The sequence below is a fragment of the Brochothrix campestris genome (assembly GCF_046058945.1).
Taxonomy (GTDB): domain Bacteria; phylum Bacillota; class Bacilli; order Lactobacillales; family Listeriaceae; genus Brochothrix; species Brochothrix campestris.
In genome coordinates, this window is record NZ_CP175511.1 from 1 (window position 1) to 15,423 (window position 15,423).

The 15,423-nt window shown below is 39.2% G+C and carries 12 protein-coding genes; all 12 read left to right on the forward strand.

Annotation, left to right across the window (positions count from 1 at the left end; all coding sequences use genetic code 11):
* The 12 genes from dnaA (at position 1) to guaB (ending at position 15,139) form a co-directional block, all read left to right on the forward strand.
* Positions 1-1,344, forward strand: coding sequence for a chromosomal replication initiator protein DnaA (gene dnaA / locus ACJYYY_RS00005; RefSeq protein WP_408868965.1), 1,344 nt, complete (start codon positions 1-3; stop codon positions 1,342-1,344).
* A gap of 156 nt (positions 1,345-1,500) precedes the next feature.
* On the forward strand, positions 1,501-2,646 hold the full coding sequence (dnaN, locus tag ACJYYY_RS00010; protein ID WP_035313241.1) for a DNA polymerase III subunit beta: 1,146 nt from the start codon (positions 1,501-1,503) through the stop codon (positions 2,644-2,646).
* A 240-nt stretch (positions 2,647-2,886) separates the two neighbouring features.
* Positions 2,887-3,105, forward strand: a complete 219-nt coding sequence (gene yaaA, locus ACJYYY_RS00015) for a S4 domain-containing protein YaaA (RefSeq protein ID WP_035313240.1) — start codon at positions 2,887-2,889, stop codon at positions 3,103-3,105.
* A gap of 11 nt (positions 3,106-3,116) precedes the next feature.
* Positions 3,117-4,265 carry a DNA replication/repair protein RecF gene (gene recF, locus ACJYYY_RS00020; protein ID WP_035313239.1) on the forward strand — a complete coding sequence of 383 codons (1,149 nt, stop codon included), beginning with the start codon at positions 3,117-3,119 and terminating at the stop codon, positions 4,263-4,265.
* Positions 4,255-6,195: a DNA topoisomerase (ATP-hydrolyzing) subunit B gene (gene gyrB, locus ACJYYY_RS00025; RefSeq protein ID WP_035313237.1), complete on the forward strand. Its 1,941-nt coding sequence runs from the start codon at positions 4,255-4,257 to the stop codon at positions 6,193-6,195. Before recF ends, gyrB begins: the two co-directional genes overlap by 11 nt.
* A 35-nt stretch (positions 6,196-6,230) precedes the next feature.
* Positions 6,231-8,699: a DNA gyrase subunit A gene (gyrA, locus tag ACJYYY_RS00030; protein WP_035313235.1), complete on the forward strand. Its 2,469-nt coding sequence runs from the start codon at positions 6,231-6,233 to the stop codon at positions 8,697-8,699.
* 548 nt (positions 8,700-9,247) lie between these two features.
* Entirely contained in the window at positions 9,248-10,258 is a 1,011-nt protein-coding gene (gene qoxA, locus ACJYYY_RS00035; RefSeq protein WP_051456805.1) for a cytochrome aa3 quinol oxidase subunit II, read from the forward strand.
* Positions 10,259-10,309: 51 nt separating this feature from the next.
* The gene (gene qoxB, locus ACJYYY_RS00040) at positions 10,310-12,310 is read left to right on the forward strand and encodes a cytochrome aa3 quinol oxidase subunit I (protein WP_408868966.1); all 2,001 of its coding nucleotides are present in this window, start codon (positions 10,310-10,312) and stop codon (positions 12,308-12,310) included.
* Positions 12,310-12,924: a cytochrome aa3 quinol oxidase subunit III gene (gene qoxC, locus ACJYYY_RS00045; protein ID WP_035315421.1), complete on the forward strand. Its 615-nt coding sequence runs from the start codon at positions 12,310-12,312 to the stop codon at positions 12,922-12,924. Before qoxB ends, qoxC begins: the two co-directional genes overlap by 1 nt.
* 18 nt (positions 12,925-12,942) lie before the next feature.
* Positions 12,943-13,263, forward strand: coding sequence for a cytochrome aa3 quinol oxidase subunit IV (qoxD, locus tag ACJYYY_RS00050; protein ID WP_035315422.1), 321 nt, complete (start codon positions 12,943-12,945; stop codon positions 13,261-13,263).
* 67 nt (positions 13,264-13,330) lie between these two features.
* Complete coding sequence (locus ACJYYY_RS00055) at positions 13,331-13,579, forward strand: hypothetical protein (protein WP_035315424.1); 249 nt, start codon at positions 13,331-13,333, stop codon at positions 13,577-13,579.
* 84 nt (positions 13,580-13,663) lie between these two features.
* Positions 13,664-15,139 (forward strand): IMP dehydrogenase, encoded by a 1,476-nt coding sequence (gene guaB, locus ACJYYY_RS00060; protein WP_035315425.1) that lies wholly within the window; start codon positions 13,664-13,666, stop codon positions 15,137-15,139.
* The last annotated feature ends 284 nt before the right edge of the window (positions 15,140-15,423 follow it).

Here is a 15,423-nt window from a genome sequence, read left to right on the forward strand (position 1 = left end):
ATGTCAGACATCCATCAAATTTGGTTTGAGGCTTCAAGTAAAATGCAACATTATTTAAGCGGACCAAGTTATGAAACTTGGATCAAACCATCAAAACCATTTAGTATTGACGGTAATACGTTTACAATTTCGACACCAGAAAAATTTATGCAAGAACGCCTTCGGGCGAACTATGTTGATATTATTTCTGAAATTATCGAAGGTGTCACTGGTCAACGCTATAATATTAGAGTCATTGTCGAAGGCGAACAAGCAACGCAGACCGCTTTAGATGAAAAAAAAGCTTTAACCAATTCCCGTGCCGACTACAAACAACATGGTGAACTCAATCTCAATCCAAAATATGATTTTGATTCATTTGTCATTGGTAGTGGGAATCGTTTTGCGCACGCGGCGTCACTTGCGGTTGCTGAAGCGCCTGGAAAAGCCTATAATCCACTCTTTTTATACGGTGGAGTTGGACTCGGAAAAACACATTTAATGCACGCTATCGGTCATTATGTCCTAGAACATAATCCCAATCAACGTGTAATTTATTTGTCATCTGAAAAATTCACCAACGAATTTATTAATTCTATTCGTGATAACCGTGCCGAAGAATTTCGTAATAAATACCGCAATGTCGATATTCTATTAATTGATGATATTCAATTTATTGCCGGAAAAGAACAAACACAAGAAGAATTCTTCCACACGTTCAACGCATTATATGAAGAACAAAAACAAATTATTATTTCAAGTGATCGACCACCAAAAGAAATTCCAACCTTAGAAGATCGCCTGCGTTCGCGCTTTGAATGGGGCTTAATTACTGATATTACTCCACCTGACTTAGAAACACGGATTGCCATTTTACGAAAAAAAGCTGATTCTGATGGTTTGGATATTCCTAATGAAGTAATGCTTTACATTGCCAATCAAATTGATACTAATATTCGTGAACTTGAAGGCGCCTTAATACGCGTTGTTGCCTATTCATCTCTCGTTAATAAAACGATTGATGCTAGTGTTGCTGCCGAAGCCCTAAAAGATATCATTCCAAATGCAACACCAAAGATTATTACGATTGCAGCGATCCAAAAAGAAGTTGGTGATTTTTATCACATTAAACTAGAAGACTTTAAAGCGAAAAAAAGAACACAATCCATTGTTTTTCCACGTCAAATTGCAATGTACTTATCTCGTGAACTAACTGATTCCTCTTTGCCTAAAATTGGTGAAGAATTTGGTGGGCGTGATCATACAACAGTCATCCATGCTCATGAAAAAATTGCGACAAAGCTAAAAACAGACGATAAATTAAAACGTGAATTAGAAACGATTAGCAAGACGCTGAAAAATTAAGGTTGTGCATAACTGCCGTTTTGACGACACGGTTATCCACATGTTATTAAACGCCTTAAAATAAACGATTGTAAGGCTAACTTGAGTTATCCACATATCCACAGCCCCTACTACTACTACTAACTTAATTATTAATATATAAAAGGAGATTCTCCCATGAAAATTACAATCAAACGTGATTATTTAATTCAAGCTCTTAACGAAGTAACACGCGCTATTTCAGCCCGTACTGCCATTCCAATCTTAACCGGTATTAAACTAAGCATTAATGACGAAGGTGCAATCTTAACTGGTAGTGACTCAGATATTTCGATTGAAGCCTTTATTCCCTTAGAAAAAGATGATGAACAATTGATCACCATTGAAAAATACGGCAGCATCGTCTTACCGTCACGTTACGTGACAGACATTGTCAAACGTTTACCTAATGAAACAGTCTCAATCGAAGTTACTGAAGGATTCCAAACTTTAATTACATCTGGTTCAGCATCCTTTTCATTAAACGGGTTAGATGCAAATGATTATCCACAATTACCAGAAATTGGTAATGCACCAACAATGAAAATTCCGGCAGACATGTTAAAAAATCTCATTCGTCAAACGGCTTTTGCAGTTAGTACTGTCGAAGTTCGTCCGGTATTGACAGGGGTTAACTGGATATTAAAAGACAGTACACTTTTATCGGTTGCAACCGATTCACATCGTCTGGCTTTACGTAAAATTATTGTAGATTTACCAGCGGATTCCCAATTTAATATTGTTATTCCTGGTAAAAGCTTGACTGAATTAAATAAAATCTTAGATGATACGACTGAAAAAGTAGAAATTGTTGTCAATAACAATCAAATCCTTTTCAAAATCACTGATATTTTATTTTACTCACGTTTATTAGAAGGTAACTATCCAGATACGACACGTCTGATTCCAACTTCAAATACAACAGATGTTGAAATTGCTGCCAAAAGTTTATTGCAAGCGATTGATCGTGCGTCATTACTTGCACGTGATAACCGCAATAATGTCATTAAATTAGCATCAACTACAGCGAATGAAATTGAAATTTCATCTAATTCTCCTGAAGTAGGTAACGTTAGTGAAGAACTCATGCCAGTGAGCTTCGCTGGTGAATCGATCTTAATTTCATTCAATGGGAAATACATGATTGATGCCTTACGTGTGTTTGAAAACCAAACAGTTAAAATCGCTTTTTCAGGATCGATGCATCAATTTGTCATCCGTCCAGTGGATCATGAAGAAGGCAATGATATTTTACAATTGATTACCCCCGTACGTACATTCTAAATAAACGTTTAACCAAAAAAGCACCGAGCAGAACGCTCGATGCTTTTTTTTATGCTAAAAGACGTGTTTCAATTTATTTGGGCTTTATTTTCGTTCTAAGAAGATTTATCGGTTAAACGTATGCCTACTCTATCTTACAAAAAAAAGCAGTAAAGCCGATTTTTTTGCCGTTTATTTGTAATCGCCTCCGAAATCTAGTAAAATAGAAGTATGAATGACTAAACTCGAGGTGAGATGAAAATGGAACAAGTAAATATCAATACGGAGTACATTACCTTAGGCCAACTGTTGAAAATTACCGATATTATTTCTTCTGGTGGCATGGCTAAATGGTTTTTGAGCGAGCATGAAATTATGGTGAACGGGGAAGCTGACAATCGTCGGGGCCGTAAGCTTTACCCAAACGATAAAATAGCAGTCATTGGTTTTGGCGAATATCAAATTGCTCAAGCTGACTGAGAGGGGTTACTATGTTTCTAGAAAAGATGAGCATTGATCATTTTCGTAACTATGATCATGCAGAACTAGCATTTTCGCAAGGTGTCACGTTATTTCTAGGACAAAATGCACAGGGTAAAACAAATGTGTTAGAGGCCATTTATACGTTAGCGATGGCAAAATCGCACCGCACATCAACGGATAAAGATTTAATCCAGTGGCAACACGACTATGCTAAAATAGAAGGTAGGATTCATAAACGCGGGCAGTCGCTACCAATGAGTTTGATTGTCACTTCTAAAGGAAAAAAAGCAAAAGTTAATCACTTGGAACAAAAACGTTTAAGCCATTATATTGGCAATTTGAATGTCGTGATGTTTGCTCCTGAAGATTTGTCGTTAGTCAAAGGCTCTCCAAGTGGCCGACGCCGTTTTATTGATATGGAACTTGGTCAAATGTTACCGGTTTACTTGTATGATTTAACACAATTCCAGCGTATTTTACAGCAGCGGAATCATTATTTGAAACGGCTGCAAACGCGGAAAACAACTGATACGACAATGCTCGATGTTCTCGATGAACAGTACAGTGAATTAGCTGTTAAAATCACGCTGAAACGGCGTGATTTTGTTGAGCAGTTGGCAGGCTATGCCATTCCGATTCATTCGCAAATTTCGCGGGAGACGGAAACACTTCAAATCAGCTATGATTCATCCGTTAATTTAACAGTCACGAACACAGCGGATGAGTTCAACCAGGTACGTGAGCAATTACTCGAAGAATTAGTGCAAAAACGAGCACGAGAAATTGATCGAGGTCTTTCTTTAATTGGTCCGCATCGAGATGATTTAAGTTTTATCGTCAATGAGCGCAATGTGCAGGTTTTTGGCTCACAAGGTCAACAACGCACGACAGCCTTAGCAGTGAAATTGGCTGAAATTGATTTGATTTTTAAAGAAACAAATGAATATCCCTTACTATTGCTTGATGATGTTTTAAGTGAGTTAGATGGGCATCGGCAAACACATTTGCTCAATGCAATTCAAGGGAAGGTACAAACCTTTGTTACAGCCACAGGTGTTGAAGGGATTCATCATCAAACGTTGGCAAACGCAACTTGTTTTAATGTAGACAATGGCACGATTAATAGAATGGATGAGGTGGACAACGATGACAGATAAACATCTGAATGATATCGACAACAATGGTAGTGATTATGACGCAAGTCAGATTCAAGTTTTGGAAGGTTTAGAAGCAGTTCGTAAACGACCAGGTATGTATATCGGATCAACGAGTGCACGAGGCTTACACCATTTAGTCTGGGAAATTGTCGATAACGCAATTGACGAAGCCTTAGCGGGTTATTGTGACGAAATACATATCGCGATTGAAGCAGATAACAGCATCACTGTTGTTGATAATGGCCGCGGCATTCCTGTTGGGATTCAAGCAAAAACCGGTCGTCCGGCAGTTGAAGTTATTTTCACCGTCTTGCATGCAGGTGGTAAATTCGGCGGCGGGGGCTATAAAGTCTCTGGTGGTCTTCACGGTGTTGGTGCATCGGTTGTTAATGCGTTATCAACCCGTCTTGAAGTCACCGTTTCGCGCGAAGGGCAACAATACTTCCAAGCGTTTGAACGTGGCCAAGTAATCGATGACATGTCTGTTATCGGTACAACTGAAGACCGTGGAACGAAGGTTCATTTCTATCCAGATGATGAAATTTTCACGGAAACAACTGAGTTTGATTTTGAAACCTTAGCAGTGAGAACGCGTGAATTAGCGTTCTTAAATAAAGGTCTCACATTAATTATTGAAGATAAACGTGAAGGTAAAATGACGAAACAAAAATACTTCTACGAAGGCGGTATTAAATCGTACGTCGAATTCCTCAACGGCTCAAAAGAAGCCTTAAACGTTGAACCGATTTATACAGAAGGCGAAAAAGATGGCATTACTGTCGAAGTTGCGATGCAGTACAACAGTGGCTTTTCAAGCAACATTATGTCGTATGCTAACAACATTCATACGTATGAAGGTGGAACACATGAGTCAGGCTTTAAGATTGCGTTAACTCGGGTTGTCAATGACTATTCGCGGAAACAAAAAATTCTTAAAGAAGCAGAACCGAACTTAACCGGTGATGATATTCGTGAAGGGTTGATTGCGATTGTCTCAATTAAACACCCTGATCCACAGTTTGAAGGACAAACGAAAACAAAATTAGGAAACTCAGAAGCGCGTAACATTACCGACCGTTTATTCTCGGCAGCCTTTGAGAAGTTTTTAATGGAAAACCCTGATGTTGGTCGTAAAATCGTCGAAAAAGGGATGGTAGCCTCACGAGCTCGTATTGCTGCCAAACGTGCTCGTGAAGTTGCACGGAAGAAAAGTGGTCTTGAAATTTCAAACTTACCAGGTAAATTAGCCGATTGTTCGTCTCGTAAACCTGATTTAAGTGAATTGTTCATCGTCGAAGGGGATTCAGCCGGTGGGTCAGCAAAGCAAGGTCGTAACCGGATGTTCCAAGCGATTTTACCGATTCGAGGTAAGATTTTAAACGTTGAAAAAGCCAGCTTAGATCGTATTTTAGCAAACGAAGAAATTCGAACGATCTTTACTGCAATGGGAACTGGCTTTGGTGGCGAGTTTGATGTCGCTAAATCACGTTACCATAAATTAGTCATTATGACCGATGCCGATGTCGACGGTGCTCATATTCGAACATTATTATTAACATTGTTTTATCGATACATGCGCCCATTAATCGAAGCAGGCTATGTTTATATCGCTCAGCCACCGCTATTCAAAATTGCTCATGGACGTAAAGAGCATTATGTATATAGCGATAAAGAATTAGAAACGTACTTAGCATCATTGCCTGAAAACACAAAATACAGTCTCCAACGCTACAAAGGTTTAGGCGAAATGAATGCTGAACAGTTATGGGATACAACAATGGACCCAGACCACCGTGTGCTATTGCAAGTTAAACTATCGGATGCAATTGAAGCTGATGAAACGTTTGAAATGTTAATGGGGGATCGCGTTGATCCACGTCGTCAATTCATTGAAGAAAACGCAGAGTATGTTGATAACTTAGATATTTAAGCAGTTATTACCTGGGAAATAGGAGGTTCTGATCTATGTCAGATGCACCAGAGCAAAGAGTGGAAGAAGTCAATTTAAGCAAACAGATGAAAACAGCCTTTTTAGATTATGCAATGAGTGTTATTGTTGCCCGTGCTTTGCCCGATGTTCGTGATGGTTTGAAACCCGTTCACCGTCGTATTCTTTATGCGATGAATGATTTGGGAATGACTAGTGATAAAGCGTATAAAAAATCAGCTCGTATTGTCGGTGAAGTTATCGGTAAGTATCACCCACACGGTGATACAGCGGTCTATGAAACAATGGTCCGTCTTGCTCAGGATTTCAGCACCCGTTATTTACTTGTTGACGGTCATGGTAACTTCGGATCTGTCGATGGCGATTCAGCCGCAGCGATGCGTTATACTGAAGCCCGTTTATCAAAAATATCAAATGAGTTATTGCGAGACATTAACAAGGATACGGTTGATTATGTGGAAAACTTTGATGGGAGTGAAAAGGAGCCGGCTGTGTTACCGTCGCGTTTCCCTAACTTACTCGTCAACGGTTCTTCGGGTATCGCTGTCGGAATGGCAACGAATATCCCACCACATCAATTAGGTGAAGTCATCGACGGCGTCTTGGCCTTAAGTTATAATGCCGATATTACGATTCCTGAATTAATGGAACATGTGAAAGGTCCGGATTTCCCAACGGGTGGTTACATTATGGGTGCCAGTGGTATTCGTAGTGCATACGCAACCGGTAAAGGAAGCGTGACAATGCGTTCGAAGGTTGAAATTGAAACGAAGAAAAACGGTAAAGAAACAATTATCGTGACTGAGTTGCCTTACCAAGTTAACAAAGCCCGTTTAATTGAACGGATTGCTGAGTTAGCGCGCGAAAAACGGATTGTCGGTATTAGTGATTTAAACGACGAGTCTGACCGTGATGGCATGCGTATCGTGATTGAAGTTCGTCGTGATGCGAGTGCAAGTGTCATCCTTAACAATCTTTATAAAATGACGGCCTTACAAACGAACTTCGGGATTAATATGTTGGCGTTAGTCAACAACCAACCAAAGGTCTTAAACTTAAAAGAAATGCTCTATCATTACTTAAAACATCAAGAAGTCATTGTTCGTCGTCGGGTTGAATTTGATCTTCGTCGTGCCGAAGCACGTGCCCATATTTTAGAAGGATTACGGATTGCGTTAGATAACATTGATGCAATTATTAAATTGATTCGTTCATCAACATCGGATGCAGTAGCTAAAGATGGGTTGATGACGCAGTTCAAATTGAGTGAAAAACAAGCACAGGCGATTTTAGATATGCGTCTGCGTCGTTTAACTGGCTTAGAACGTGATAAAATCGAAGAAGAATACCAAGCGTTAGTCGCATTAATGCAAGAATTAAAAGCGGTGTTAGCGGATAAAGAAAATCTCTTGCAGGTCATTCGTGAAGAATTACTTGAGATTAAAGAACGCTTTAACGATACGCGTCGTACTGAAATCACAGTCGGTGATATTTTATCGGTAGAAGATGAAGATTTAATCGAGCAAGAAGATATCGTTATTACGATTACAAAAAACAATTATATTAAACGTTTACCTGCCTCAACCTATCGTGCGCAAAACCGCGGTGGTCGTGGTGTGCAAGGAATGGCGATTCATGAAGGGGACTTTGTTGAACAACTGTTAGCAACGTCAACCCATGATACGATTCTCTTCTTTACGAATACAGGTAAGGTATACCGTGCTAAAGGCTATGAGATTCCTGAATTTAGTCGAACAGCTAAAGGATTACCGGTTGTTAACTTACTTGGTATTGAAAAAGATGAAGAAATCAATGCCATGATTTCGATTAAAGATGTGCCGCAAGATCATTTCCTTTTCTTTGCAACCCGTAACGGTGTTGTAAAACGGACACAGCTTTCGCAATTCACTAACATTAGAACGAGTGGTTTACGAGCAATCGATTTACGTGAAAATGATGAATTAATCCGTGTGCAAATTACCAACGGAACAAATCATGTCATCATGGCAACGCATTTAGGACAAAGTATTCACTTCCAAGAGGAAGATGTCCGCATCATGGGTCGTACAGCAGCAGGTGTGCGTGGTATTCGTCTAAACGAAGCCGACTATGTTGTTGGAATGGAAGTTGTAAAACCAGCAGATAAGGTTTTAATTGTGACTGAGAATGGTTATGGTAAGCAAACACCGATTGAACAATATTCTGTTCAAGGTCGTGGCGGTAAAGGTGTCAAAACCGTGAGTATTACGGCGAAAAATGGCCCGCTTACTAACATGATTACGGTCAATGGTGAAGAAGACTTGATGATTATGACGGTTGAAGGTGTCTTAATCCGAATGTCTGTTGACGCGATTTCAGAAACAAGTCGTTCAACGATGGGTGTGCGTTTAATCCGTCTCGATGAAAAAGATAAGGTCGCAACCATTGCGCCAACCGAAAAAGAACTGGAAGAAGTTGACGTTGCAACTGAAGAAGTAGCGGAATAAAAGTGAAATCAGCCGGTTAGAAGTAAACAGCTACAACTACATTTTTCTTTAGCTTTTATCGTCCCGTAGTCAAAGTCAGTTGCATTATTTTCAAAGTGAAACGACGTTTAATACGACTTTCGTTGGCTACGAAATGAGTAAACTGAATAGAAACGTTGTTCTATTGACAATGTGAATATTTGAGGTGAGTGTTGTACATAGCGTACTCGACTCCGATAATCTGAGACATTATTATCTTCACTCTTAGAGGAGACAAGCGTCTCCTCTTTTCTTTGTCTTTTAAATATGTCTAATTATTGTCTAAAATGTGTCGGTCGAAAAAAGGGCTTGTTTAGTGAAAGGCTTATCGCTTGTATGTAACAGAACAAGCTTATTACTGAAGGTAACTGTTAAAAATTGATTGAAAAAAGAGCCTATTAGGGTTATATTAGTGTTGGTAGTCTTTTGTCTAAAATGCGAACAAATTGTTAATTATTTTAGAACAAAGCAATTATACAGATAGGACGTTCATGTCGCTATCTAAAATATGAGAAAGTGGGGGGATTCTATTGGCAAAGCGATTTAAATTGCTCTTGTTAACAGGTATTTTAAGTATTGCAGCATTAGTAAGCGGTTGTAGTAATATTGCAGTATTGGATCCAAAAGGACCAGTTGCAAAAACGCAAAGCGGACTAATCATGTATTCAATCATCTTTATGGTTGTCATCGTCTTAGTCGTGATGGTGTTACTTGCTGTAATGCTTGTTAAGTATCGCGAACGTAAAAATCTAGACAATTATGAACCGAATATGCACGGGAGTATCAAATTAGAAGTCATTTGGACAGTTATTCCAATTCTAATTGTTGTGGCCTTAACTATTCCTACAGTTAAAGCAATCTATTCATTAGAAGAAGCGCCAGCTGTTTCTAAGGATAAGGAGCCACTTGTAATTACAGCAACATCTGCTGACTGGAAATGGTTCTTTAGTTATGAAGACAGCGACATCGAAACAGTTAACTATGTTAACATTCCAGTTGACCGTCCAATCGAGTTCAAATTAGTAGCAGCGGATACAATGACATCTTTCTGGGTACCGCAATTAGGTGGTCAAAAATATGCAATGACTGGTATGGTCATGAACTTATTCTTACAAGCTGATCACGAGGGTACATACCAAGGTCGTAACTCGAACTACAATGGTCGTGGCTTTGAAGGTCAAAAATTTGATGTCAACGCGCAATCTGAAGCAGATTTCAATGCTTGGGTTAAAACGGCACAAACAAAAGATAAATTAACACAGGATGCATACGATAAAATGTTAATTCCTGGTCATGAAGAACAACAAACGTTTAGTGGCACTCACTTAGGGTTTGCTAATCATGTGACCGATCCGGAATACGTTTTCTATGCTTGGAAACGTTACAACTATGTACCGTTAAATCCACATAATCCAAATGAAAAACAAGAACTTTCAGATAAACCATTATTACCTGCACGTGAAACAACGGTTACAAATGCACGTTACACAGAAGATGGCGAAATGAAACACGGTCCAACAACTGCAAAAACGGCACATTAAGCGACGTAATTCATCGCTCTTTTTCATAAATTTAGAGGAGGTTCAAAACACATGGCGGATATTTTATCTGTATTAAGTGAGTACATCATTACTGGTGATCCACTAATACTAGGCGCACAAGTTTCCATTGGTCTTGCTTCAATCGCGATTGTTGCTGGCTTAACGTACTTCAAAAAATGGAAATGGTTATTTAGTGAATGGCTTTCATCAGTCGATCACAAACGTATCGGTGTAATGTACATGATTGCTGCAATCATTATGTTATTCCGTGGCGGGGTCGATGCTTTAATGATCCGAACACAATTAGCTTTACCAGGCATGAAATTTTTAGATGCTCAACATTATAATGAGGTCTTTTCTACTCATGGTGTTATTATGATCATCTTCATGGCAATGCCGTTCTTATTAGGTTTAATGAACGTAGTAATGCCGTTACAAATCGGGGCACGCGATGTAGCGTTCCCAGTACTTAATAACTTGAGCTTCTGGGCTTTCTTCTTAGGTGCGATGTTATTCAATATTTCATTCGTTGTTGGGGGTTCACCAGATGCTGGTTGGACAAACTATGCCACACTGGCAACAACGCCGTTCAACGCCGGTTACGGTGTTAACTTCTATCTATTAGGTATTCAATTATCGGGTGTCGGTACATTGATGACCGGTATTAACTTCATCGTTACGATTATGCGTATGCGTACGAAAGGCATGAAGTTAATGAATATGCCAATGTTTAGTTGGACAACATTAATTACAAGTTTAATTATTATTCTTGCGTTCCCAGTTTTAACAATTGCGTTAGCATTATTAACATTTGACCGTTTATTCGGTACTGCATTCTTTACGCTTGCTGATGGTGGGATGCCAATGATGTGGGCCAACCTTTTCTGGGTTTGGGGTCATCCTGAAGTATATATCGTTGCGATTCCAGCTTTCGGTATTTTCTCAGAAATTATTGCAACCTTCTCGCGTAAACGCTTGTTCGGTTACAACGCAATGGTCGGCTCAATCGTCGTCATTTCATTCTTGAGTTTCTTAGTATGGGTTCACCATTTCTTCACAATGGGTAACGGTACAGCTGTTAACTCTGCTTTCTCGATAACAACAATGTTAATTTCAATCCCAACCGGGGTTAAAATATTTAACTGGCTCTTTACAATGTACAAAGGACGTATCACGTTTACAACACCAATGATTTGGGCAATTGCCTTTATCCCTAACTTTGTAATCGGTGGTGTAACCGGCGTTATGCTTGCAATGGCAGCTGCCGATTACCAATACCACAACACATACTTCCTTGTTTCACATTTCCACTACGTATTAATTGCGGCAACTGTATTTGCCTGTTTTGCAGGTTTCATCTACTGGTACCCATTAATGTTCGGACATAAGTTAAACGAACGTATTGGTAAATGGTTCTTCTGGTTCTTCATGATTGGTTTCAACGTCTGCTTCTTCCCACAATACTTCTTAGGCTTAGATGGTATGCCTCGTCGTATTTACACTTACAGTGCCGAAGATGGTTGGACAACACTTAACTTTATCTCATCAATGGGTGCGTTATTAATGGCCATTGGTTTCCTTATTCTTGCTTACAACATTGGTTACAGTTTCTTCAAATCAAAACGCGAAGTATCAGGCGATGCTTGGGGACATGGTCGTACGTTAGAGTGGGCAACTACTTCAGCAATGCCACCATTTTACAACTTTGCAATTGAACCAGAATGGAACGACCATGATGATTTCTATCATAAAAAAGAAACAAATACTGTACCTGTTTACACTGAAAAAGATTATAAACCAATTCACATGCCTAAAAACACTTACTTTGGGATGACGATTTCATTATTTATGTTTATCGGTGCCTTTGGACTTGTGTTCTATTGGAATGGAATTGCGATTGCCGGTTTAATCGGCGTATTTGTATGTATGATTTACCGTTCGTTCTCAACAACAAAAGACGACGGTTACTACGTATCAGTTGAAGAAATTGTTGCAACTGAAAATGCGATTAAAGCGAAACAAGAAGCTGCAGCGAAAGGGGGCGAAGCGTAATGTCATCACACCAAGTCGATGTAAATAAACCGTTGGAGTATCAAGACCACCAAGGTCACTTAAACATTATCGGTTTTTGGATTTTCTTAGGAGCTGAGGTAGCGCTTTTCGCTACTTTGTTTGCGACTTACTTCGTAATGAAAGCTGGCGGTTCTGATGCCGGTTTCCACCCTGCGGATATGTTTGAATTACCACTTGTCTTTAAAATGACGTTCTTGTTATTAACAAGTAGTTTTACTTGTGGTCTTGCCTTACACGCAATGCGTCAATCTAAGTGGACACAGTTTATGGTGTATCAAATCCTCACACTCTTAATGGGTATGGGCTTTGTCTACTATGAAGTTTATGAGTTTGTTCACTATGTAAGCGAAGGCGTTAACTTAGGCGTAGGCTCTTACTGGTCAGCATTCTTCGTTTTACTTGGGACCCACGGTGCCCACGTATCTGTCGGTATCATTTGGATTATTGGTTTATTAATTCAATTCAAACGAATGGGATCAATGACACCAAAACTTGCGTCGAAATTTTTCGTCTCAAGTCTTTACTGGCATTTCCTTGACGTTATTTGGATCTTTATCTACACTGGCGTTTACTTGTTCGGAATAATGCAATAGAAAAGGAGGTAGACCATTATGACAGAAAAAACATCTCATCAATCGCATGCGGGCTTCCCTTGGAAACACGTTATCGGTTTTGTTTTATCAATCGTTTTAACCTTATTAGCAGCGTATGCAGCTGTTTCTGATTTAAGTGTTAATATTATTCTTGTGTTTATCTTTATCATGGCATTTGTTCAAGCAGGTATTCAACTGTTCATGTTCATGCACGTGAATGAAGAAGACCCCGATTACACACAACTCGGTAACTTCTTATTTGCTGCGGTTATCGCAGTTATTATCGTTATTGGTTCTTACTGGGTTATGGAAATGGCACACGCAAACCACTTAATGTAAGGATGAGCACTGACTTTCGGTTTGAGAGTCAGTGCTTTTTTCTCAATTAAATGAGGGGGCTTAATTAATGTTAATCAAAAAACTGCTATTGGTAAGTCTAGAAGTAATTATTGTTTGTTTGGCAGCCCTCTGGCTCCGGCATTTGGTGTCACCTGTCAGTATGTCACTGTTAATTGTAGTAACAACATTAATCATGATGGCGCTGTGGCATCTTTATCCACGCTTAACCACTCAAACAAAAGCGCCACTCTTAAAAGGTTTCATGATTTTAATCGATTGTGCAATCGTTGTTTCTATCGGCTTTTTGTTTAAATAATCTGACAATTTGCGATTGTTGACAACGTCTAAAATTACTGGTAATCTCGTAATTAATATAAAAAATAAAGGGGATGTATACACGGTGTGGGAAAATAAATTTGTTAAAGAAGGACTAACATTTGATGATGTCTTGTTAGTACCAGCTAAATCGAACGTATTACCAAATGATGTGGATTTAAGTGTTGCACTAACACCAACATTAAAATTAAACATTCCAATTTTAAGTTCTGCAATGGACACAGTCACAGAAGCCAAAATGGCGATTGCAATGGCACGTCAAGGTGGTATGGGTGTTATTCATAAAAACATGTCAATTGAACAACAAGCTGAAGAAGTTGAAAAAGTAAAACGTTCTGAAAGTGGCGTTATTATTGACCCCTTTTATTTAACACCAGACAACCAAGTGTTCGATGCCGAACATTTAATGAGCAAATACCGTATTTCAGGTGTGCCAATCGTTAACAACAACGAAGATCGCATTCTTGTCGGTATCATTACAAACCGTGATATGCGCTTTATTCAAGATTACTCAATTTTAATTAACGATGTGATGACTAAGGAGAATCTTGTCACAGCTGAAGTAGGTACTACCTTACAAGAAGCTGAAAAAATCCTTCAAAAACATCGTATCGAAAAATTACCATTAGTTAGCAATACAGGTGTTTTAAAAGGTTTAATTACGATTAAAGATATTGAAAAAGTCATCGAATTCCCGAATGCAGCTAAAGATACATTAGGTCGTTTATTAGTTGCAGCAGCAGTCGGTGTTTCAAATGACACCTTCCAACGTGCGACAAAATTAGTCGATGCGGGTGTTGATGCACTTGTGATCGATACGGCTCATGGTCATTCTGAAGGGGTAATGAAAAAATTCGCTGAGATGCGTGCTGCTTTCCCAAAAACAAATATTATTGCAGGTAACGTAGCGACAGCTGCTGCAGCCCGTGATTTATTCGAACTCGGTGTTGATGTTGTTAAAGTAGGAATTGGTCCCGGTTCAATCTGTACAACACGTGTTGTAGCAGGTGTGGGTGTTCCTCAAATCACAGCGATTAATGACTGTGCTGCCGTTGCTCGTGAATACGGTAAAACAATCATCGCTGATGGTGGGATTAAATACTCAGGTGATATCGTTAAAGCAATTGCTGCCGGTGGTAATGCTGTAATGCTCGGTAGTATGCTTGCAGGAACAGATGAATCGCCTGGCGAAACTGAAATTTACCAAGGTCGTCGCTTTAAAACATACCGTGGTATGGGCTCGTTAGCAGCGATGGAAAATGGCTCAAAAGACCGTTACTTCCAATCAAACACTGACGCTAAAAAATTAGTGCCTGAAGGTATTGAAGGCCGCATGGCTTATAAAGGTTCATTAGGAGATGTTATCTTCCAAATGATTGGTGGTTTACGCTCAGGTATGGGATACACCGGCTGTGGTTCAATTCCTGACTTAATTGAAAATGCGCAATTCGTTAAAATGACTGGTGCTGGATTACGTGAATCACATCCACACGATATTCAAATTACGAAAGAAGCACCAAACTATAGCATTCAAAGTTAAAAGTGAAACCAAACGGTAGAAACGAGCAAATTGGAAGGAAAACGAAAGCGATGATTTGTATCGCGTAGGTTTTTCTGAAATTTGACAGTTTCTGTTTGGCGTAACTGGACAAGTTAAAAGTGAAACCAAACGGTAGAAACGAGCAAATTGGAAGCATCGACCTCAGTGTCGATGCTTTTTTTTGTAATAAACACGTTTAGATTCGCTCCTATGCTTTTTAGTTGTTTGTGTAAACAGCTTGTTTCGCTTAGTCTTATTGTTTTTATTTCAAACAAATCCTCGTT